The organism is Janthinobacterium sp. NKUCC06_STL, from assembly GCF_019345455.1.
Lineage (GTDB): Bacteria > Pseudomonadota > Gammaproteobacteria > Burkholderiales > Burkholderiaceae_D > Janthinobacterium > Janthinobacterium rivuli.
Window position 1 is genome coordinate 314,169 of record NZ_JAHKQY010000002.1, and the last position, 19,805, is coordinate 333,973.

The 19,805-nt window shown below is 61.7% G+C and carries 19 protein-coding genes; 10 read left to right on the forward strand and 9 right to left on the reverse strand.

What is annotated here, in order from left to right; translation table 11 throughout:
* Window positions 1-18: 18 nt before the first annotated feature.
* Window positions 19-1,632 carry an L-aspartate oxidase gene (gene nadB / locus KO539_RS10355; protein WP_219309017.1) on the reverse strand — a complete coding sequence of 538 codons (1,614 nt, stop codon included), beginning with the start codon at window positions 1,630-1,632 and terminating at the stop codon, window positions 19-21.
* Between the two features lie 205 nt (window positions 1,633-1,837).
* Here nadB and KO539_RS10360 point away from each other — a divergent pair, with 205 nt between their 5' ends.
* From KO539_RS10360 to KO539_RS10395, 8 genes are all read left to right on the forward strand, one after another.
* Window positions 1,838-3,226, forward strand: coding sequence for a TIGR03013 family XrtA/PEP-CTERM system glycosyltransferase (locus KO539_RS10360; protein WP_219309019.1), 1,389 nt, complete (start codon window positions 1,838-1,840; stop codon window positions 3,224-3,226).
* On the forward strand, window positions 3,226-5,325 hold the full coding sequence (prsK, locus tag KO539_RS10365) for an XrtA/PEP-CTERM system histidine kinase PrsK (protein ID WP_219309021.1): 2,100 nt from the start codon (window positions 3,226-3,228) through the stop codon (window positions 5,323-5,325). Before KO539_RS10360 ends, prsK begins: the two co-directional genes overlap by 1 nt.
* A 15-nt stretch (window positions 5,326-5,340) precedes the next feature.
* The gene (gene prsR, locus KO539_RS10370; RefSeq protein WP_219309023.1) at window positions 5,341-6,711 is read left to right on the forward strand and encodes a PEP-CTERM-box response regulator transcription factor; all 1,371 of its coding nucleotides are present in this window, start codon (window positions 5,341-5,343) and stop codon (window positions 6,709-6,711) included.
* 90 nt (window positions 6,712-6,801) lie between these two features.
* Window positions 6,802-7,245, forward strand: a complete 444-nt coding sequence (locus KO539_RS10375) for a hemerythrin domain-containing protein (RefSeq protein ID WP_035818639.1) — start codon at window positions 6,802-6,804, stop codon at window positions 7,243-7,245.
* A 36-nt stretch (window positions 7,246-7,281) separates the two neighbouring features.
* A complete protein-coding gene (locus KO539_RS10380) occupies window positions 7,282-8,193 on the forward strand; it encodes a hypothetical protein (RefSeq protein ID WP_219309025.1) in 912 nt (303 codons plus the stop codon).
* Window positions 8,194-8,399: 206 nt separating this feature from the next.
* The gene (locus KO539_RS10385; RefSeq protein WP_035818645.1) at window positions 8,400-8,969 is read left to right on the forward strand and encodes a DUF1439 domain-containing protein; all 570 of its coding nucleotides are present in this window, start codon (window positions 8,400-8,402) and stop codon (window positions 8,967-8,969) included.
* A gap of 108 nt (window positions 8,970-9,077) precedes the next feature.
* Window positions 9,078-9,863, forward strand: coding sequence for a hypothetical protein (locus KO539_RS10390; protein WP_219309027.1), 786 nt, complete (start codon window positions 9,078-9,080; stop codon window positions 9,861-9,863).
* A gap of 118 nt (window positions 9,864-9,981) precedes the next feature.
* Window positions 9,982-12,027: a M13 family metallopeptidase gene (locus KO539_RS10395; RefSeq protein WP_219309028.1), complete on the forward strand. Its 2,046-nt coding sequence runs from the start codon at window positions 9,982-9,984 to the stop codon at window positions 12,025-12,027.
* A gap of 45 nt (window positions 12,028-12,072) precedes the next feature.
* On the opposite strand, the gene fdx is transcribed toward KO539_RS10395, so the two are convergent.
* The 8 genes from fdx to lpxO form a co-directional block, all read right to left on the reverse strand.
* A complete protein-coding gene (gene fdx / locus KO539_RS10400) occupies window positions 12,073-12,405 on the reverse strand; it encodes an ISC system 2Fe-2S type ferredoxin (RefSeq protein WP_219309030.1) in 333 nt (110 codons plus the stop codon).
* Between the two features lie 261 nt (window positions 12,406-12,666).
* On the reverse strand, window positions 12,667-13,170 hold the full coding sequence (locus KO539_RS10405) for a hypothetical protein (RefSeq protein WP_219309032.1): 504 nt from the start codon (window positions 13,168-13,170) through the stop codon (window positions 12,667-12,669).
* A gap of 1 nt (window position 13,171) precedes the next feature.
* Window positions 13,172-13,798, reverse strand: a complete 627-nt coding sequence (locus tag KO539_RS10410; protein WP_099376881.1) for a peptidoglycan-binding domain-containing protein — start codon at window positions 13,796-13,798, stop codon at window positions 13,172-13,174.
* The gene (locus tag KO539_RS10415) at window positions 13,743-14,360 is read right to left on the reverse strand and encodes a PAAR domain-containing protein (protein WP_219309034.1); all 618 of its coding nucleotides are present in this window, start codon (window positions 14,358-14,360) and stop codon (window positions 13,743-13,745) included. Before KO539_RS10415 ends, KO539_RS10410 begins: the two co-directional genes overlap by 56 nt.
* A gap of 394 nt (window positions 14,361-14,754) precedes the next feature.
* Window positions 14,755-15,177: a transposase gene (locus KO539_RS10420; protein WP_158301110.1), complete on the reverse strand. Its 423-nt coding sequence runs from the start codon at window positions 15,175-15,177 to the stop codon at window positions 14,755-14,757.
* Window positions 15,178-15,235: 58 nt separating this feature from the next.
* Complete coding sequence (locus tag KO539_RS10425; RefSeq protein ID WP_035818657.1) at window positions 15,236-15,868, reverse strand: carbonic anhydrase; 633 nt, start codon at window positions 15,866-15,868, stop codon at window positions 15,236-15,238.
* 43 nt (window positions 15,869-15,911) lie between these two features.
* Complete coding sequence (locus KO539_RS10430; protein ID WP_219309036.1) at window positions 15,912-16,325, reverse strand: DUF6331 family protein; 414 nt, start codon at window positions 16,323-16,325, stop codon at window positions 15,912-15,914.
* An 80-nt stretch (window positions 16,326-16,405) separates the two neighbouring features.
* Complete coding sequence (gene lpxO / locus KO539_RS10435; RefSeq protein ID WP_219309037.1) at window positions 16,406-17,305, reverse strand: lipid A hydroxylase LpxO; 900 nt, start codon at window positions 17,303-17,305, stop codon at window positions 16,406-16,408.
* Between the two features lie 144 nt (window positions 17,306-17,449).
* On the opposite strand from lpxO, the gene KO539_RS10440 reads away from it, so the two are divergent.
* Both KO539_RS10440 and KO539_RS10445 read left to right on the forward strand, forming a co-directional pair.
* On the forward strand, window positions 17,450-17,884 hold the full coding sequence (locus KO539_RS10440) for a hotdog fold thioesterase (protein ID WP_219309038.1): 435 nt from the start codon (window positions 17,450-17,452) through the stop codon (window positions 17,882-17,884).
* Between the two features lie 269 nt (window positions 17,885-18,153).
* Window positions 18,154-19,734: a methyl-accepting chemotaxis protein gene (locus KO539_RS10445; RefSeq protein ID WP_219309039.1), complete on the forward strand. Its 1,581-nt coding sequence runs from the start codon at window positions 18,154-18,156 to the stop codon at window positions 19,732-19,734.
* The last annotated feature ends 71 nt before the right edge of the window (window positions 19,735-19,805 follow it).

Here is a 19,805-nt window from a genome sequence, read left to right on the forward strand (position 1 = left end):
GAGAAGGCCGTTGGTTATTTACCTATGCGGCGGCGTCAGTACGCTGGCGATCGCTTTCGGCAAGGTTTCCGGATAATCGCGGCTGAAGTGCAGGCCACGGCTTTCGCGGCGCGACAGGGCGCTGTTGACGATCATCGAGGCCACGTCGACGAGATTGCGCAGTTCCAATAAGTCGTGCGTGATGCGGAAGTTGCGGTAGTACTCGTCGATTTCTTCCTTCAAGAGGGCGATGCGGTGCTGGGCCCGCTCCAGGCGCTTGGTCGTGCGCACGATGCCGACGTAATTCCACATGAAGCGGCGCAGTTCGTCCCAGTTGTGGGAAATCACCACTTCTTCATCCGCATCCGTGACCCGGCTTTCATCCCAGTCGGGCAGATATGGCGTGCCCAGCTTTTCCTTGCTTTCGATATCTTGCGCGCAAGCGCGGCCGATGACGATGCATTCCAGCAAAGAGTTCGACGCCAGGCGGTTCGCGCCATGCAGACCCGTGCAGGCCGTCTCTCCCACTGCATACAGGCCCGGCAAGTCGGCCCGGCCCGCCAGGTCCGTGACGACGCCGCCGCAGGTGTAATGGGCGGCGGGCACGATGGGGATAGGCTGCTTGGTGATGTCGATGCCCAGCTCCAGGCAGCGCGCGTAGATGGTCGGGAAGTGTTCGATGAGGAATTCGGCCGGCTTGTGGCTGATGTCCAGGTGCACGTAGTCGAGGCCGCGTTTCTTGATCTCGAAGTCGATGGCGCGCGCCACCACGTCGCGCGGCGCCAGTTCGGCCCGCTCGTCGTGCGCCAGCATGAAGCGCTGACCGGCCGCCGCGCCCGCTTCGGGCGGCAGTTTCAGCAAGCCGCCTTCGCCACGGATGGCTTCGGTGATCAAAAACGATTTCGCGTACGGGTGGTACAAACACGTGGGGTGGAACTGGATGAATTCCATGTTCGACACGCGGCAGCCGGCGCGCCAGGCCATGGCGATGCCGTCGCCGCTGGCCGTGTCCGGGTTGGTGGTATATAAATACACCTTGCCGGCGCCGCCCGTGGCCAGCACGGTGTGCTCGGCGGCAAACGTGAGTACCTTGCCGGTTTGCTCATCCTGCACGTACAGGCCGTGGCAATGCGGCTGCGCATTGCGCTGGGTCGGCTTCATGCCCAGCTTGTCGGAAGTGATCAGGTCGATCGCGCAATGGTGTTCGAACAGGCTGATGTTCGGGTGGGCGCGCACCTTTTCTTCCAGGGTCACTTGCACGGCGTGCCCGGTGGCGTCGGCCGCGTGGATGATGCGGCGCTGGCTGTGTCCGCCTTCGCGGGTCAGGTGGAAGCCCAGCTCGGCCGAGGCGTCGCGCGTAAACGGCACGCCTTGCTCGATCAGCCATTCGATGGCTTCGCGGCCGTGCTCGACGATGTAGCGCGTGGCGCTCTCGTCACACAGGCCGCCGCCGGCGATCAGGGTGTCTTCGATGTGCTGCTGGTGGCTGTCGCCCGAGTCCAGCACGGCCGCGATCCCGCCTTGCGCCCAGTTGCTGGCGCCATCGAGCAGCGCGCGTTTGGAAATGATCGCGACGGTGCGCGTCTCAGCTAAATGCAGTGCAACCGATAAACCCGCCAGGCCACTGCCGACAATCGCTACATCAAATTTCATGACATTTATCTTTTTTCAGGGGAAGCATACTATAGTCCATTTCACATCAATCGGTAATGTGTTGAGATAAATTCTGCCAGTGAAAGATAGCTGGGGCCGTAGCTTGTGGCGTATCAATGTCTTGCTGGAACAGTTCGCCATGATGGCAAGACCGGCAGCAAGCCGCCTTGTGCGCGGCGTGCCGCCTTTGCCGCAGGAGGCCCCCATGATCCGCATCTTCAGCCATTACGTCTCGAAAACAGCGTTTATTTTGCTGTTGCTGGAAATTATGATCCTGCTGCTGTCGGCCACCCTGACATCCCTGGTGTGGCTGGCGGACGGCAGTCGCGTGCTGCGGGTGAGCGAGGTCTACTTGTCGTCCTCGATCTTTGCCCTGGTCATCGTTTTCAGCATGAGCGCGCTGGGCATGTACCAGCACCGTTCGCGCGAAGACATCCGCAATACGCTATTACGCATCCTGCCGTCGTTCGCGCTGGGTTTTGCCGTGCTCAGCGTCCTGATCCGTTTTATCCCTTCCTTGCATTTCGGGCGCGGCAGCGTGCTGATCTTCGGCTTGGGCGCCATCGGCGTGCTGCTGGCGCGCCTGGTGGTGTTCAAATCCTCGCAATCGGCGCTGATGGAAGGCCGGCTGATCCTCGTGGGCGGCGGGGCGCTGGCGCGCGAATGCATGGAGCTGGCGGCGAGCAAGATCGGTTTTCATCAGTTCACGGTGGTGGGCTGCATCGATGTGGCTGGCGAACAACGCTGTGTGCCGGCCTCGGCCTTGCTGCCGGCCGAAGCATCGCTGCTGGCCATGGCCCAGCGCCATGCCGCGCATGAGATCGTCGTTTCCCTCAGCGACCGGCGCAATGGCGCGTTTCCCGTCAAGCAATTGCTGGAATGCGCGCTGGGCGGCGTCAAGGTGATCGATGCGGCCACGTTTTTCGAGCGCGAAGCGTGCCAGATCCGCATCGATTCCTTGCAACCGAGCTATCTGATCTATGGCGGCGGTTTTGACCAGAGTTTTTTCCGCGCCACATCGAAGCGTTTGTTCGACCTTGCCGCCAGCGGCGTCATCTGTCTGGCCGCGCTGCCCGTGATGCTCGTGACGGCCCTGTGCATCCGCCTGGAAGACGGCGGCCCCGTGTTTTACCAGCAAGAGCGGGTGGGGCGCGACGGCTTGCCCTTCAACGTGCTGAAATTTCGCAGCATGCGCTGCGATGCGGAGGGCGATGGCAAGCCCATCTGGGCGTTGGACAACGATGCGCGCATCACGCGCGTGGGCAAGCTGATCCGCAAGCTGCGCATCGATGAATTGCCGCAGATGCTCAATGTGTTTCGCGGCGAGATGAGTTTTGTCGGTCCCCGTCCCGAGCGCGCCTATTTTGTCGAGCAACTGAAGGAGCAGGTGCCGTACTACAACATTCGTCACAACATCAAGCCGGGCATCACAGGCCTGGCCCAAGTGCGCTACCAGTATGGCGCTTCCGTCGATGATGCCGTCAAGAAACTGCAATACGATTTGTATTACGTGAAAAACAATAGCCTGTTCCTCGACTTGCTGATCCTGCTCGATACGGTGCAGGTGGTGCTGTTTGGCAAGGGCAGCCGGTGATGCGGCAGCAGTCGGACTGGCTGGCGGCGGCCGACGCGGCGGCCCTCAGCCATGGCCTGGCGTCGCTGGCTTTCTTTGTGCTGGCGCTGCTGCTCATCAGCAACTGGCGCGCGCGGCAAAACGTGCGCGCCTTGCTGGTCGCCTGCCTGGCGACGGGCGGCTGGGCGACGGGCACGGTGGTGCTGGTGCTGCTGGGACAGCGCACCGCGCTGGCCGGCGATGCGCTCGAATTGCTGCGCACCCTGGCCTGGCTGGTGTTTTTGCTGCTGCTGATCGAACCGTCGCGGCCCCGTTTGCGCCTCGTACTGGTGGGCATCGTCCTCACGGCGCTGGCGCCGTGGCTGCTCTCGATGGCCTCATCCTGGCTGGCGCTGCCTTTGCCAGCGCGCATCATCGCCAGTGTCTGCCGGCTGCTGCTGGCCGTGCTGGGCATGTTGCTGGTGGAACAGTGGTACCGCAACACGCCCCCGTTGAAACGCTGGGGCATCAAGTTTGCGTGCCTGGGCGTGGGCGGCCTGTTCGCCTACGATTTTTATCTGTACAGCGACGCTTTGCTGTTTCGTACGGTCAATGACGATATCTGGGCCGCGCGCGGCATCGTCGACGCCCTGTGCGCGCCGCTGCTGGCCGTCTCGGCCGCGCGCAATCCGGGCTGGGCGCTGGGCTTGTCCGTCTCGCGCCAGATGCTGTACCGCTCGGCCGCCTTGCTGGGCTCGGCCATCTATTTGCTGGCCATGGCGGCCAGCGCCTATTATTTGCGCTATTTCGGCGGCACCTGGGGTTCCTTCATGCAGATGGCTTACCTGGGCGGTGCGGTCCTGCTGCTGGCCGGGGTGCTGTTTTCCGGCAGCCTGCGCGCCAAGCTCAAGGTGTACATCAATAAACATTTTTACAATGCCATCTTCGATTACCGCGAGGAATGGCTGAGATTTACGCGCGCGCTGTCCGAAGATGGCCCGGCGCTGGGCGAACGCACGATACAGGCCATGGCGCAGCTGGTGGAAAGCCGCGCCGGCGCGCTGTGGATATTGCGCGAACAGGGGCAGTTCGCCCCGGCCGCCAGCTGGAACTGGCCGCCTGGCACGTGGAGCGAACCGGCGCTTGGCCCACTGTGCCAGTTCCTCGAGGCACGGCAGTGGGTGATCGACGTGCCCGATTGCCAGCAAAACCCGCGCCAGTACGGCGGCTTGCGCTTGCCGCCCGCGCTGCTGGCGCTGCCCGACGTGTGGCTGCTGGTGCCCTTGATGCTGCATGGCCAGCTGTTCGCCTTCGTCGCGCTGGCGCGGCCCCGCACGCGCATCGGCCTGAACTGGGAAATCCGCGACGTGCTGAAAATTGCCGGCAGCCAGGCCGCCAGCTACCTGGCGCACCGCGAATCTCTCGATACCCTGACGGTGGCGCGCCAGTTCGACTCGTTCAACCGCATGTCCACTTTCATCGTGCACGACCTCAAAAACCTCGTATTTCAGCTGTCATTGTTGTTAAGCAATGCGGAAAAACACCGCGCCAATCCCGCTTTCCAGGAAGACATGCTGGGTACCCTGGACCATTCCGTGCAAAAAATGAAGACCCTGCTGCAGAAATTGGCGCGTGGCGAAGCGCCGGAAGCGCCCGCGCCGTTGCAGCTCGACGGCTTGCTGCGCCAGGCCGTTGCCGCCAAGGCCAGCCTGGCGCCGGCGCCCCGGCTGGAAATTGTCGATGGCGAGCTGACGGTGCTGGCCAACCGCGCACGCCTGGAACGGGTGCTGGGGCACTTGATCCAGAACGCCATCGAAGCGACGGCCAGCGACGGCAAGGTGGCCGTGCGCTTGCGGCGCGTACAGCACACGGCTGTCGTCGAGCTCGACGATACGGGGCAGGGCATGAGCGAGCAATTCATCCGCGAACGTCTATTTACACCGTTTGACACAACCAAGACGGCGGGCATGGGCATCGGCGTGTTCGAAAGCCGCGAATACCTGCGCGAAGTGGGCGGCAGCCTGGAAGTGCGCAGCGAGCCGCAAGTGGGCACGACGTTTCGCGTGATCTTGCCGCTGCATGCGGCCATGGGGTCTGACCCGCCGGGTCATACCCCAGATTTCCGCTGTTCTACCCGTTGACTGGAGTGCATACGTATGGCGAAACAAAAACTGCTGGTCATCGAAGACGATCCCGGCCTGCAAAAGCAGTTGCACTGGAGCTTTGACGGTTACGAGGTGCTGCTGGCGGGCGAGCGCGAGGCGGCGCTGGCGCTGGTACGGCGCCACCAGCCGGCCGTCGTGACGATGGACCTGGGCTTGCCGCCCGACCCGGACGGTGCCACGGAAGGCCTGGCCACCCTGCAGCAAATCCTCGCGCTGGCGCCGGACACGAAAGTCATCATCCTCTCGGGCAACCAGGAGCGCGCGCATGCCTTGAAAGCCATCGCGCTGGGCGCCTACGATTTCCACCAGAAGCCGTTCGAGGCCGACATGCTGGGCCTCGTCATCGCCCGCGCGTTTTATCTGCACGCGATGCAGCAGGAAAACCGCCGCATGCTGCAAACGCAGGCCGATTCCCCTTTGGCCGGCATCGTCAGCCGCGATCCGGGCATGCTGAAACTGTGCCGCAACGCGGAAAAAGTGGCGCCCTCGTCGGCCAGCGTGATGCTGCTCGGTGATTCGGGCAGCGGCAAGGAACTGATTGCGCGTGGCCTGCACGCGCTGTCGAGCCGCCATGCGCAACGCTTTGTTGCCATCAATTGCGCGGCGATTCCCGAGAACCTGCTGGAAAGCGAGCTGTTCGGCTACGAGCGGGGGGCCTTTACGGGCGCGGCGCGGCAAACCCTGGGCAAGATCGAACTGGCCCATGGCGGCACCTTCTTTCTCGACGAGATAGGCGACATGCCGATGGGACTGCAGGCGAAACTGCTGCGCTTCCTGCAGGAACGGGTCATCGAGCGCGTGGGCGGGCGTGCCGAGATCGCCGTCGACGTGCGCATCGTTTGCGCCACGCACCAGGATTTAAAGGTGCTGGCGGAGCAGGGGCGTTTCCGCGAAGACCTGTTTTACCGCCTCAGCGAAATCGTCCTGCGCATTCCGCCGCTGCGCGAGCGGGCTGGCGATGCGGCCTTGCTGGCCCACCATTTCAAGAACAAGTTCTGCGCCAGCGAAGGGCGCAGCAACCTGCATTTCAGCGCCGGCGCGCTGCAGCTGATCGAAAGCTATGGCTGGCCCGGCAATGTGCGTGAAGTGGAAAACTGCATCAAGCGGGCCGTCATCATGAGTGACGGGCCGCAGATCGCCGCAGACGACCTGGGTTTGCCCGCCAGCGCCCAGGCGGCGGCCCCGGATGAGCCGCTGAACCTGCGCCAGGCCCGCGAAGGGGCGGAATACAAGGTGATGGTGCGCGCGCTGGCGCGGGCCGACGGCAATATCGCCAGGGCGGCCGAGCTGCTGGGCGTGAGCCGGCCCACCCTGTACGACCTGATGGGCCATCACGGCATCAAGTCGCAGCTTAATAGCTGAGTGTATTAAAAATCAAGATTGTGTAAGGCGTCGCACATACGCTGGCGCCGCCATGGCGCATCCTTGCCTCATCCACAACAAGGAGGCGCCATGAACGCGATCACATTATTGATGCAGGACCATAAAGCCGTGAAGGCTTTGTTTGCCCAATATGAAGGCTTGAGCGACCGCTCATTTGCCACCAAGAAAAAGCTGGCCGACCAGATCTGCCAGGAACTCACCGTGCACACGCAACTGGAAGAAGAAATCTTCTATCCGGCCGTGCGCCGTCCCATCCACGATGGCGACCTGATGGATGAAGCCATCGTCGAGCACGCCAGCGCCAAGGAGCTCATCGCGCAGATTGCCGCGATGGACCCGGCCGACGACCTGTACGACGCCAAGGTCAAGGTGCTGTCCGAGCAGATCGAGCACCACGTCAAGGAAGAAGAGGGCGACATGTTTCCCAAGGTGCGCGAGACGGCCGTCGACCTCGACGCGCTGGGCCAGGAAATGGCCGCGCGCAAGGAGCAATTGACGGGCGTGGCCGCCTGAACGGCTTAAAAAAATCAACAACCAAGGGAGTATTCCATGCAAGCTACACCATTGTCCGTGTCGGACCTGAACAATCCGGGCGTGTCCTGGGGCGCCGTGCTGGCGGGCGCTGCCGCTGCGGCCGCCTTGTCCTTCATCCTGCTGATCCTCGGCGTGGGCCTGGGCCTGTCGTCCGTGTCGCCATGGTCGTTCAACGCGACGGCCATCGGCGTGTCGACCATCGCCTGGCTGGCTTTCATGCAACTGGCCGCCTCCGGCATCGGCGGCTACATGGCGGGCCGCCTGCGCGTGAAATGGAGCTCGATTCACACGGATGAGGTGCATTTCCGCGATACGGCCCATGGCTTGCTGGCCTGGGCCGTGGCCACCCTGATCACCGTGGCCGTGCTGGCCGGCGGCACGCGCGCCGTACTGAGCGGCGCCATCGATGCGGGCAGCGGCGTGGCGGCGGCGGTGTCCCCGGCTGTGGCGGCCGGTGCCGGGGCGGCAGGCGCCAAGGCGGGCGAGGGCGGCGACGTCAATCCGCTCGACTATTTCTCCGACATGCTGCTGCGTGCCGCACCGGCGGCTGGTGCGGGCGAGGCGGGCGGCACGGTCGCCGAGCAGCGCTTGGAAACCGGCAGGATCTTCGCCACCAGCTTGTCCACGGGCAGCCTGGCCGCCGATGACCGCGCCTATCTGGGCCAGGTCGTGGCCAGCCGTACGGGCCTGACGCAGGCGGAAGCGGAAGCGCGGGTCGACGCCGTCTACGCCCGCGCCGCCAAGGCCGCCGCCGATGCCAAGGCGCGTGCCCAGCAAGCGGCTGACACGGCCCGCAAGGCTGGCGCGCATACGGCATTGTGGATGTTCGTCGCCTTGCTGCTGGGCGCTTTCGTGGCCAGCCTGGCGGCAACGTTTGGCGGCCGCCAGCGCGACCATGAAAGAGTGCTGCGCCACGTGACCATTTAAGCCACCCATACAATCAAGGAGTCTGCCATGCGTTCCATCCTCTTGCTGCTGCTGGGTATTCCATTGCCCATCGTCATACTGATCGCCTTGTTCGTACGCTGACAAGGCCAACACCAGAACCGGCGCCCGCTGCAAGGTGGGCGCCGGTTTTTGCGTGAAAGCGGGCGCATGTGTAAGATGGCGCCATCTTTCCACCGAGACTATCCATGACCTTGACCGCCATCCGTCCTTTGCTGAAAACCGCCGCGATCGCCGCCTTCGCTTGTACCGTGCTGGCCGCGTGTTCCACCCTGATCGGCCCGCGCGACGTGAATGTGTCGCTGAGCAAGATGCAGCAGGGCCTGGAGCGCCGCTTTCCCATCGACAAGCGCGTGCTGTCCGTGCTGGACGTCAAGCTGACCCGCCCGCAACTATCCTTGCAGCCCGAGCGCGAAAGAGTCGCCCTCAGCGTGGACGCCAGCGTCTTGCCGCCATTCATACGCCAGAGCTGGCGCGGCAGTCTGGCCATGTCGGGCCGCCTCGTGCTCGACGCTCAGCGCAATGCCGTGTACCTGAGCGAGGCGAGCGTGGACAAGGTCACCATCGACGGCATGGACGAGTCGCAGCAGCGCCAGTTCGCCAAGGTGGCCAGCCTGGTGGCGGACCAGCTCATGCATGAAACGCCGATCTACACCTTCAAACCCGACGAGTTGCGTTACGCAGGCGTGCAATTCGTGCCGACGCAGATCAGGACCACGGGCAATGGCTTGACGGTGACGTTCGAGCCGGTGAAGTAAAGCCGGAGCCGAACCGCCCCCGTGCATGCGCCTGGCCCGGCGTACACATATATTGTGCTATAGTAACATTTACTTAAATAGTAACTTTTACTGATCTCGGGGCGAGCAATGATGCATATCAGCACGGCAGGAATTCAACGCGGGGCGCTGTCTGCCGCGGAAGGCAGCAAGGTGTCATCTGACAAGCCATCCTCGGACAAGGCCCAGGCCACACAGGCGCCGGCCGGCGCTGGCGCCGTGGCGGACGATGTCGTCATTTCGACCCTGGCCGGGCGCCTGGCGAAAGCTTCGGAGGCCACCAGCGCCACCATCCGGAACTTCGATCATGCGGCGCTGGGTGCGTGGGTGAATCGCAATACCGACGACATCCTGTATCCGCTGGATGCGGAACACAAGGCGGCCGCCGCCAAACAGCTGCCGCAACCGAATGACGCGGCATCGGCAAAGTCGGCCGCCGCTGCCACCGCTTATGTCGACCGGAAGGGCCCCAATCCGTTTGCCGGCTTGTCGCGCGAGCAATTGTCCGCCATTTCGAACGATGACAGCGGGACCTTTACCATCAACGAGCGGCGCGCCGCCTTTATGCAGGCGTATCAGGAAGAAGAGGCATGGCGCACCCAAGTCGTGGCGCAAGCCATGCATGAATACAATACCACCGGCAAGACGACCAATTTCTTCAAGTCGGTGCTGGCGCATTTCAATACATTGCCGCGTCTGGAGCAATCGCAGTATCCTGCCAATTATGCGAGCGACCTGGAAGACAAGATCAAGCTCGATTTTAATTATTTCAATCATGCGGCCGGCAATGGCAGGCCAACGCCGGGTTCGCTTGCGGATCTGCTGAAAAATCAGGGTAAAAAGACGGTGGACCTGCTCGATCTGCTGAGCCGCTGATTCCCGTAGTTATTCAACTGTCATTGTTGCGCGGCAAGCACGCGGACTATAATCCAGCCTCTCATGCCTGGACAAGCATGTTCCCCAACATGAAGTGAAAACAATTAAAGGAATCTTCGTGAAACGTTCACTGATCAGCGCCGCCTGCTGCGCCTTGCTCGCCTTATCTTCGCCGTCGCTGTACGCCCAAGCCACCAATGCCGGCGCGCCCGTCTCCGGCATCGACCTGAAAACCCTGGACCCCGCAGTGAGCCCCCGGGATGATTTCTACGGCTACGTCAACGGCGTCTGGACCCGCAATACGGACATCCCGGCCGACAAATCCGTCTGGGGCACCTACATCGAATTGCGCGAAATCGCCCAGGGCCAGTTGCGCGGCCTGATCGACGCGACCCTGAAAAACCCCGGCAAGCCAGGCAGCGAGGCGCACAAGATCGCCGACCTGTACACGAGCTTCATGAACGACAAGGCGCGCAACGCGGCCGGTTTCAAGCCGCTGCGCGCCGAGCTGGCCCGCGTCGCCGCCGTGAAAGACAAGAAAGACTTGCCGGCGCTGCTCGCCTATCTGCAAGGCAATGGCATTGCCACGCCGTTTTCCGCCTATGTGGCGCCCGATGCGCAAGACCCCGAGCGCTACACGGTCAACATCAGCCAGTCCGGCCTGGGCTTGCCCGACCGCGATTACTACCTGAAGGATGACGACGCCAAGCTGCAAGCCGTGCGCGCCAAATACCTCAAGCATATCGAGACCATGCTGGCCATGAGCGGCGACAAGGCCGCTGCCGCCCACGCGGCGCAGATACTCGACATTGAAACGCGCCTGGCGGCGGTGCAATGGACGCGCGTGCAGATGCGCGACCCCGTCAAATCGTACAACCGCCTCGACTTCGACAAATTTACGGCACTGGCGCCGGCCTTCGACTGGAACGCGTATTTCACGGCCGCCGGCCTCGCGCCAAAGGCTACTTCTGCCGTCGTGCGCCAGCCCAGCTTCATGACGGGCTTTGCCGAGACCGTGGCCGCCGTGCCGCTGGCATCGTGGAAGAGCTATCTGAACTGGCGCATCATCGAAAGCTATGCCTCGTTCCTGGACAGCGCCACCGTCAAGGAACGCTTCGCCTTCGACGGCACGGTGCTGCGCGGCGTGCCGCAAAGCGAACCGCAGTGGCAGCTGGCGCTGCGCTTCACGGATGGCGCCATCAGCGACGCCGTCGGCAAGCGCTACGTGGAAATGTATTTGCCGCCGGAAACCCGGCCCCGCGTGATGGCCATGTTCGACAATTTCGTCGCCTCGTTCAAGGATGGCATCGAGCAGCTTGACTGGATGGGCCCGGAAACCAAGAAGGAGGCCCAGCTCAAGCTGGCCGCCCTGAAGCCGAAGATCGCCTATCCCGATACCTGGCGCGACTACAGCAGCATGCAGACGCAGCCAAACGACCTGATCGCCAACGTGCGCGCCGCGCGCGCGTGGAGCCGCCAGCAAAACCTGGCCAAGCTGGGCAAGCCTGTCGACCGCGATGAATGGTCGATGACGCCGCAAACCGTCAACGCCAGCTACAGCCCGTCGCTCAACGCCATCACGATCCCGGCCGCCATTTTGCAGCCGCCATTTTTCAACGTGAAGGCGGAAGATGCCGTCAATTACGGCTTGCTGGGCATCACCTTCGGCCATGAAATCAGCCATGCCTTCGATGATTCGGGCAGTCAATATGATGCCAAGGGCCGCTTGCGCAACTGGTGGACGGCAGAAGACCTCGCGGCCTTCAAGGCGCTGGCCGCCGGCCTCGTCAAGCAATACGGCGCCTACAGCCCAGTGCCGGGCTACCACATCAATGGCGAGCTGACCCTGGGTGAAAACATCGGCGACAATTCCGGCCTGTCGATCACCTACAAGGCCTACCAGCGCTCGTTGAACGGCAAGCCGTCGCCGGTCATCGATGGCTTGACGGGCGAACAGCGCCTGTACATCGGCTTTGCGCAGAAATGGCGCGCGAAACTGCGTCCCGAAGCGGCCATTGCGCAGATCAAGAGCGACCCGCATTCGCCGGGCGAATTCCGCGCCAAGGGCACGGTGAAGAACCAGCCCGGCTTCTACGAAGCGTTCGGCATCAAGCCGGGCGACCCGATGTACCTGCCGCCCGAGCAGCGCGTGATCATGTGGTAAATCACGTGGTAAACCCGTAGGGCAGTTGGGCAATCGTGCCGGGGACTATTCCTTGGCGTGGTTCAGCGTGTACCGGGGCAGTTCGACCGTCAGGTCTTCCAGCGCCACTCGCGCCTGGCAGGACAGGCGCGAGTGGGGCTGCAAGCCCCAGGCCTGGTCGAGCATGTCTTCTTCATTGTCACCCAGTTCGTTGAGTGTATCGAAACCCTGCACCACGATCACGTGGCAGGTGGAACAGGCACCGACCTGGCCGCAAGCGTGTTCGATGTCTATTTTGTTGAGCAGCAATGCGTCGCAAATACTCGTCTTCTGCGGCGCGTCGATGACGGCGCCGTCGGGGGCCAGCTCGGGATGGGGCAGGACGGTGATCTTTGGCATGCGGGATTCTCCTTGATGTCGCTTGAATACCGCTACCTTGAACCTTCCCGCCTTGACAAGGTCAAGCGCAACTTGCGCCTGAATTCTGCGTGGCGATGGCCAACGTGCCGGCCCCAACTGCGCTCATGCCAGGATTCTGAAGCGCGATGTGGGGTAGAGGGAAAATGGAAAAAATCGGACGCTAAGCCAAGCTGTTCTGAAGCCCAGACGTAATCTCTTTTCAGATTGATGCATTTCCAGTCGGCCCAAGTGCTCAGGCGACTATAACGGGATGGCCCGTAATTCGCCCGTGCGCCCCATTTCAATGATACGTTTGAGTGTCACGCGCTTGAACACTGGCCTGCATGGACCGCAGTAGAAATCTTTGATGCCCACTTTCCCCGAGATCGACTGCGGACGCACGACGCCGCTGAAGATGAGCACTTGCAAAGCTTCGCGGTCGGGCGCTCCTTTCACAGGATTGGTGGCCAGGCCGCTGGAGTACTCGGCGGTGAAGGTCAGCACTTTTTTCTTCGAATCGTATGTCATCTCTTTGATGGTGGCTCTGACTGGTTCGGAGGTGCCGATGGCGACAGCGACATGGCCTATCGTTTCCGCTACGCGTTGGTAAAGCACGATGTCGTATCCGGAGACAAAATGTGGATCGTCAGCGCCTTCGGTCCGCATATTCGAGTAGTAGCCAATCAAGTGCGCCGGCACGGACACTACAGCGTGCGCCGTCGGCAGGAGACATGCGGCGATCAGAAAGGCGGCGAAAAATTTCATATTAATGTCCTGTAGTTGACCAGTGCGGTTTATCGGCATTTCCGCCAACGTATTTTTTAACGCCATAAGTCAACCCAACTGCTTTGAGCTGCAAGTTCATGCCCGTGCGCGGCGTGGTGTTGATCTCCGTGATCGAGCCGTCCTTGTTGGCGATATTCAGAGTGCCGGTCCAGGTAATTGACATGTCGATCGCCTCACGACTTGTATGCAATGTGTTTAGGGCTGGCGGTGTGTTCGCGGCCAACCCTCCGATACCGTACCCTGCCGACATCTGGCGCGCCGCGCTCACGGAAGCCTCCAGTGTGGGGTGGTCCCATTTGATGTTGACGCCGGCCATGGACGGTACCATTGTCGGATCGAAACCGTTCTTTACAATCCTATGCGCCCAGTGCATGAGATATGCGCGCTCGGGCGGCCTGTAGGTTGCGGCGATGTTTTTGACGCCACCGGCCGCCTCGATTGCCGCAATAAAGGCATTACAGTTACTCCGGAAGTCGGGCTTGAGAGCTGATGTTTCGCGGCTACCTGGGAAGCGGTTGCACCACACAGCACCGCTAAGCTCAGGCGTTACGCTAACAGTCGCAGGCGTAGTGTTCGTGGTCGGTGTGAGGGGGGCTGTCGTGGTCATAATATGGTACTTCTATCGTCGCGTTTTGTGGATGGTCCGAGCATGCTTTTTCGGTCATGCCCCCAGCGTCAGTGGTACCGATAAGCTCAGTACCGTCGTCCAGGGTGATGCGATAGCGTGTATTCGTAAGCGCCTGTCCAGTCGATTCATCCTGTACGTGGAAGGCGAGGTCATATTTGTGGTCATCGTGATCGTCGCTCGTCGGCGGAGTGGCTAATGTTCCATCGAGGGCTGCGGCAAAGGCTGTGCGCATGGCTGCGGTCGAAGGGCTGATTGCTCGCGGCGCAGCGCCACTGCCATATTCCACAGTGTCGGAAAACTGGGTGGCGATCAGGATTGCGCCACAAGAGGTCTTCATGCCTGCCAAGGCTACGCCTTTCCCGTAAAAGGTCGTTGTTGGCACGCCCTCCACAATAGGGAAAACACCTTTGCACTTGGGGCAGTGGACTTTGTGTCCAAAAAAAGCAATGGGCTGGCCCATGCATATGTCCGTCATGGACCCTTCTAGAACAACGCCACCATGGCTTGTGGGGTCGCCCTTCCTTATGATTTCACCGGCCATAGAATTCCAACATTTTATTTGTCTAAGCAATATAGCTTATTTATGAATGTTATCGGCGAAATAAGAGGAAATGTTTCTGGTTGGTGGTGGGGCCAACAGTGACACGTCGACTACAGGGGTACGGTCTGAATCGGCTTAGCGCCCATTTTTTTCCGTACAGCTTGGCTGTGCCGATCAGCGAGTACATCGCAGCGGCGCGCTCGCCGCCGGTGTTGGCACCGGTAAACAGGTAATTGCGGCGGCCGATGGCGATGCCGCGCAGCGCCCATTCGGCCGCCGAGTTGTTGGATATTCGGCGAGCGCCTTCTGCGCCTTCGCCGCCAGACCGTTCATGCCGGCGCGCATGTCGGTACGCTGGCGGCCAGCCATATCTTCGTGCCTGCTGACAAACCGATCATGGCAGCCGCCGTGCCAGCAACAGCGTCAGCGTGGCCGCGTCGATCTGGTCTTCCAAACGCAGCTGGGCCTGGCCCAAGTTGACCACGATCATGCCGGACGAGACGCTGGCGGCCGATGAGGCCGCCACCGGTGTGTTTAGCACTGTGACTGCCACCAGTTGACTTGGCGCAGTGCTAGCACTAGCAGCAAGCGTCTCGTCGCCGAAGCGCTTGCGCCAACTGAACAGCTGATTGGTGTTGATCTTCAGATCGCGGGCAAGCAGCGAAACGGATGCCCTATCAACCTGAGTACGCGCCACAGCGGCACGCTTGAATTCATCGCTGTGCTGGCGATACGGGCCGCGTTTCGCGCTGGTTGGGACTGGTTGAATTATTGTGTCCATAAATAAATTTGTGGACACAATCAATTTGCGTCCCAAATTCAATCATGGAGCGACGCGGTGCTCAAGGGAAGACGGTGGTGTGCCGACGTTTACCTTACATCTTCGACGCCGGATGTTCCGCCAGCGGGACAAACTGGCCGGTAGCCTCGTCGAGCGCGTCCAGCGAGCCATTTTCGATGTCATACACCCAGCCATGCAGGGTCAGGCGTTTTTGCGTGATGCCCAGCGCCACCGAAGGGTGGGTGCGGATGTTGTTGAGTTGCGCCACCACGTTGGCCCGCACCATGCCGTCGATGCGCTCCTGTTCCGTGGCATGTTCGATCGATTCATTGATCATGCGCGCCGCATCCGCGTGCCGCAGCCAGTTCTTGACGGCAGGCATGTGTTCGAGGCAGGTGCAGGTGGCGATGGCTTTCATCGCGCCACAATCGGAATGGCCGCAAATGACGATGTCCGTCACATTCAGGGCGGCAACGGCAAATTCGACGGACGCGCTCACGCCGCCCGGTTCCGGGCCAAACGAGGGCACGATGTTGCCCGCGTTGCGGATGACGAACAGTTCGCCAGGTTCGCGCTGCGTCACCAGTTCCGGCACCATCCTGCTGTCGGAGCAGGAAATGAACAAGGCCTTGGGCGTCTGTCCCGTGGCCAGGCTCTTGAACAGCTCTCGGCGTTCAGGAAAGACTTCCTTCTGGAAACGTAGAAATCCGGCAATGATGTCGCGCATAAATAAAAGAAAAGAGTGGTGTGAGCCCGTATTATCGCCGATGTCAGCGCGGCTGGCTTGCCGGCGGGCCGTTTTGAGGGCCCGCAAAGCAGCGCTCGAGATGCCCGAGCAACTGCAGGAACACGCGTTTATCCGCAATATGATTCATCGTGTTGCTCGTCAATACGTCGCTGGCGGCCGCTGCCACGGCAGCGCGGGCTTGCAAGCAGGCCGCGTGGAGTTGCGCGCGGTCAAGCTCAAGCAGCGCCGTATCGATACTTTCGCACGTGAAATCGAAGGCGTCGATGCCGCAACAACCGGCGTCGCAATGCGTTTCCAGGCGGCAGATCAGCGGCCATAATCCGGCCAGCAGGGCATCGATGTCGAGCGCCTGCTCGTAGCGGCCGTCAAGGCTGATGAACTCGATCCATGTCTCATCGCCGATCTGGATATCGTGCTTGCGGTCGCGTTCGGCCATTTTGTAAATTCTCCTGGTAGGGGCATCGCATTATAAAAAAACCGCCCGAAGGCGGTTTTGTCAAAGAGGCAATGTAACGCCTAGATAAAGTAGATCAGCGCGATGATGCCCACCACCAGCGCCACGCGGGTGATCTGGTAGGCCGTCTTGTTCCACGCCTTGAAGCGGCGGCGGTACTGGCCCATGGTCCAGGAAATCTGGAACAGCTTGCTCACGCCGCCGACCTGGTCGCCCAGTTCGTTTGGCGAGGCGGCGGCCGTCATCAGGGTGCGGCCCAGCCAGCGGTTCAAGCCTTGCGCCCAGCGGTAGCGCATCGGGCGTTCGATGTCGCAGAACAGGATGATACGGTCGCTGTCGGCATCGTTGCGGGCCCAGTGGATATACGTTTCATCGAACATCACGGCCTGGCCGTCGCGCCAGCTGTGGCGCTCGCCATCGACGTCGATGAAGCAGCGGTCGTCGTTCGGCGTCTGCAAGCCCAGGTGGTAGCGCAGGGAGCCGGCGAACGGATCGCGGTGCGGGTTGAGCTTGCCACCTTGCGGCAGCTCCGCGAACATGGCGGCCTTGATCGAGGGAATCGATTGCAGCAGCGCATAGGTCTGCGGGCACATCTGCTGTGCCGACGGGTGGTTCGCGTCATACCATTTCAGGTAGAAACGCTTCCAGCCATATTTAAAGAAGGAATTGAAACCCACGTCATTGTTCTTTTCAGCGGCCTTGATCTTTTTCATTTCCTGCATGCGCAGCGCTTCATCGCGGATGATTTGCCAGTTCTGCTGCAGCGGCGCCAGTTCCGGGAATTGATCGACAGAAAGGTATGGCGTGGCCGGCACCTTGGAAAAGGTGTGCATGAACAGGTTCAGCGGCGCCATGAACGAGGAATGATCGAAGATCTGGCGGCGGAACGGCAGGCGCACCTTGCCCCGAAAATGAATATGTAAAACAGAAAACACAAAAATGCCCAGCAAGGCCCACTTCATACACAACCTCGTTTTTTAAGAATGGGGCAATTATAACCAGTTAATGCCATCGCCACCCCGGGCCACGGTGAAGGAAAGATGAAGCGGCGCATATGGGCGCGCTGTCCTACAATGGCTTTTTCTCCCTACTTATCCGAGGCAACAATGGAAATCTGGCACGCACCGCTCGACCTGGCCACCCTCAACGCCGCCAGCGAGGGCACGGCCATGCGCCATCTGGGCATCGTATTCACGGCTTTCGGCCCCGACTGGATCGAGGCGACCATGCCCGTCGACCACCGCACCATGCAGCCTTTTAAACTGCTGCACGGCGGCGCTTCCGTCTTGCTGGCAGAAACCCTGGGCAGCATGGCCGCGAATGCCTGCCTGGATAATCGCCGCCATGTCAGCGTGGGGCAGGAAATCAACGCCAACCACGTGCGCGGCGTGCGCGGCGGCCACGTGACGGGGCGCGCCACGCCGATCCACCGGGGCCGCAGCAGCCAGGTCTGGGAAATCCGCATCGTCGACGAGGCCGGCAAACTGTGCTGCATCTCGCGCATCACCATGGCCGTCATCGACGCCCCGGGCGCAGGCTGATACGCCCCAGCTTGACTTGCATCAAGGCATTAAAAGCGACCGCGTGAAATCATAAATAACGCTGTTCGCTTATAATTCAGTGTGCTGTTGTTTGGCGCAGGGGGATTACCCTACGCGCCGACATTGCCCGAAATTAGAAGCTGACTGCCCAAAAAACGCCAGTTAGAGACCCATCCCGCGCCATGCGGGAAAGGCAAGACGACGGCCAGCAGATCGCCGGTTCTAGCGGAACCGGCAAAAATCAACTTTATTACAGGGCAATAACAACAATGATGTCATTCAATCGTTTGACGATAGGCGCGCGCCTGAGCGCAGGCTTCGGGCTGCTGGTACTACTGATGCTGGTGCTGGCGGCCTTCGCGCTGCTGCGCATCGGCGCCATCTCCGGCGCCATGGACGCGCAAGAAAAAGTCCAACTGGAAAAACTCGAACCGCTGTACGTGGCGCGCGAAGCGCTCGATCAGACGGGCCTGGCCGCCCGCAACGCGTATATCTTCCATGACCAGGCTGCCGCCGAAAAAGAGCTGGCCATCCTCGACAGCCAGAAAGCGCTGTACCTGGAAGCGCTGTCGCGCCTGGCGCCGCAGTTCGCCGGCGATGCGCAATTCGAGAAAGTCAGCACGGGCCTGAAGACCATGGCGCAGGAATTGCAGCGCCCGCGCCAGTTCCGCGCGGCGGGACAGATGGAACAGTACGGCACTTTCCTTGTCGAGGAGTGCAGCCCGCTGCGGCGCCAGATCGTCGCCGACATCGACACGGTGCTGAAATCCGTGCAGCGCGAATCGGAGCAGGCCAGCGTGGCCGCGCGCGCCATCTACGGCCAGTCGCTGCGCTGGATCGGTGTGCTGGCCGCGCTCAGTGTGCTCATTTGCATTGCGGTCGCCACCGTCATCACGCGCGGCCTGCTGCGCCAGCTGGGCGGCGAACCGGCGTATGCGGCCACGATCGCCGGGCGCATCGCGCTGGGGGAGTTGGCCATCGACGTGCACACGCGCCACGGCGACGACAGCAGTTTATTGTTTGCGATCAAGACCATGCGCGACAACCTGGCCGCCATCGTCGGCAAGGTGCGTCACGGCACGGAAAGCATCGCCACGGCCTCGACCGAGATCGCCACGGGCAACCGCGACCTGTCGCAGCGCACGGAGCAGCAGGCCGGCTCGCTGGAAGAAGTGGCCTCATCGATGGAAGAGCTGATTTCCACCGTGCGCCAGAATGCGGACAACGCGCAGCAGGCGAACCACCTGGCGCGCGAAGCGTCCAAGGTGTCGGAGCAGGGCGGCAAGGCCGTGGCCGAAGTGGTGCACACCATGGGCCTGATCAATGCTTCGTCGAACAAGATCGTCGACATCATCGGCGTGATCGACAGCATCGCCTTTCAGACGAATATCCTGGCCTTGAACGCGGCCGTGGAAGCGGCGCGCGCCGGTGAACAGGGACGCGGTTTTGCCGTCGTCGCCACGGAAGTGCGCAACCTGGCGCAACGTTCAAGCGCTGCCGCGCGCGAAATCAAGCTGCTGATCGACGATTCCGTCAGCAAGGTGGGCACGGGAACATTGCTCGTCGAGCAAGCTGGCGTCACCATGCACGACGTGGTGGCCGGCATCGGCAGGGTAACGGGCATCATGGCCGAGATCAGCGACGCCACGCAGGAGCAGGGTGCCGGCATCGAGCAAGTCAACCGCGCCATCGTCGACATGGACAGGGTAACCCAGCAAAACGCGGCCCTGGTCGAACAGGCTGCGGCCGCCGCGCACGAATTGCAGCAGCAGGCGGCGCAGCTGGAACAGGAAGTGGGCATTTTCAAACTGGCCAAGCCGGCCAACGGACCGCTGCGCCTGGCTGCTTGAGGCGGATGGCGCTTTAGCGCGGCGTGCGCCACCAGGCATATTCCGCGCTACAATGAGCGCTGGATCACCGC

What these genes read in the sequence shown, in the direction of transcription:
- nadB (WP_219309017.1), bottom strand. Translation starts at nt 1,632, where the DNA reads ATGAAATTTGATGTAGCGATTGTCGGCAGTGGCCTGGCGGGTTTATCG.
- KO539_RS10360 (WP_219309019.1), top strand. Translation starts at nt 1,838, where the DNA reads ATGATCCGCATCTTCAGCCATTACGTCTCGAAAACAGCGTTTATTTTG.
- prsK (WP_219309021.1), top strand. Translation starts at nt 3,226, where the DNA reads ATGCGGCAGCAGTCGGACTGGCTGGCGGCGGCCGACGCGGCGGCCCTC.
- prsR (WP_219309023.1), top strand. Translation starts at nt 5,341, where the DNA reads ATGGCGAAACAAAAACTGCTGGTCATCGAAGACGATCCCGGCCTGCAA.
- KO539_RS10375 (WP_035818639.1), top strand. Translation starts at nt 6,802, where the DNA reads ATGAACGCGATCACATTATTGATGCAGGACCATAAAGCCGTGAAGGCT.
- KO539_RS10380 (WP_219309025.1), top strand. Translation starts at nt 7,282, where the DNA reads ATGCAAGCTACACCATTGTCCGTGTCGGACCTGAACAATCCGGGCGTG.
- KO539_RS10385 (WP_035818645.1), top strand. Translation starts at nt 8,400, where the DNA reads ATGACCTTGACCGCCATCCGTCCTTTGCTGAAAACCGCCGCGATCGCC.
- KO539_RS10390 (WP_219309027.1), top strand. Translation starts at nt 9,078, where the DNA reads ATGATGCATATCAGCACGGCAGGAATTCAACGCGGGGCGCTGTCTGCC.
- fdx (WP_219309030.1), bottom strand. Translation starts at nt 12,405, where the DNA reads ATGCCAAAGATCACCGTCCTGCCCCATCCCGAGCTGGCCCCCGACGGC.
- KO539_RS10405 (WP_219309032.1), bottom strand. Translation starts at nt 13,170, where the DNA reads ATGAAATTTTTCGCCGCCTTTCTGATCGCCGCATGTCTCCTGCCGACG.
- KO539_RS10410 (WP_099376881.1), bottom strand. Translation starts at nt 13,798, where the DNA reads ATGACCACGACAGCCCCCCTCACACCGACCACGAACACTACGCCTGCG.
- KO539_RS10415 (WP_219309034.1), bottom strand. Translation starts at nt 14,360, where the DNA reads ATGGCCGGTGAAATCATAAGGAAGGGCGACCCCACAAGCCATGGTGGC.
- KO539_RS10425 (WP_035818657.1), bottom strand. Translation starts at nt 15,868, where the DNA reads ATGCGCGACATCATTGCCGGATTTCTACGTTTCCAGAAGGAAGTCTTT.
- KO539_RS10430 (WP_219309036.1), bottom strand. Translation starts at nt 16,325, where the DNA reads ATGGCCGAACGCGACCGCAAGCACGATATCCAGATCGGCGATGAGACA.
- lpxO (WP_219309037.1), bottom strand. Translation starts at nt 17,305, where the DNA reads ATGAAGTGGGCCTTGCTGGGCATTTTTGTGTTTTCTGTTTTACATATT.
- KO539_RS10440 (WP_219309038.1), top strand. Translation starts at nt 17,450, where the DNA reads ATGGAAATCTGGCACGCACCGCTCGACCTGGCCACCCTCAACGCCGCC.
- KO539_RS10445 (WP_219309039.1), top strand. Translation starts at nt 18,154, where the DNA reads ATGATGTCATTCAATCGTTTGACGATAGGCGCGCGCCTGAGCGCAGGC.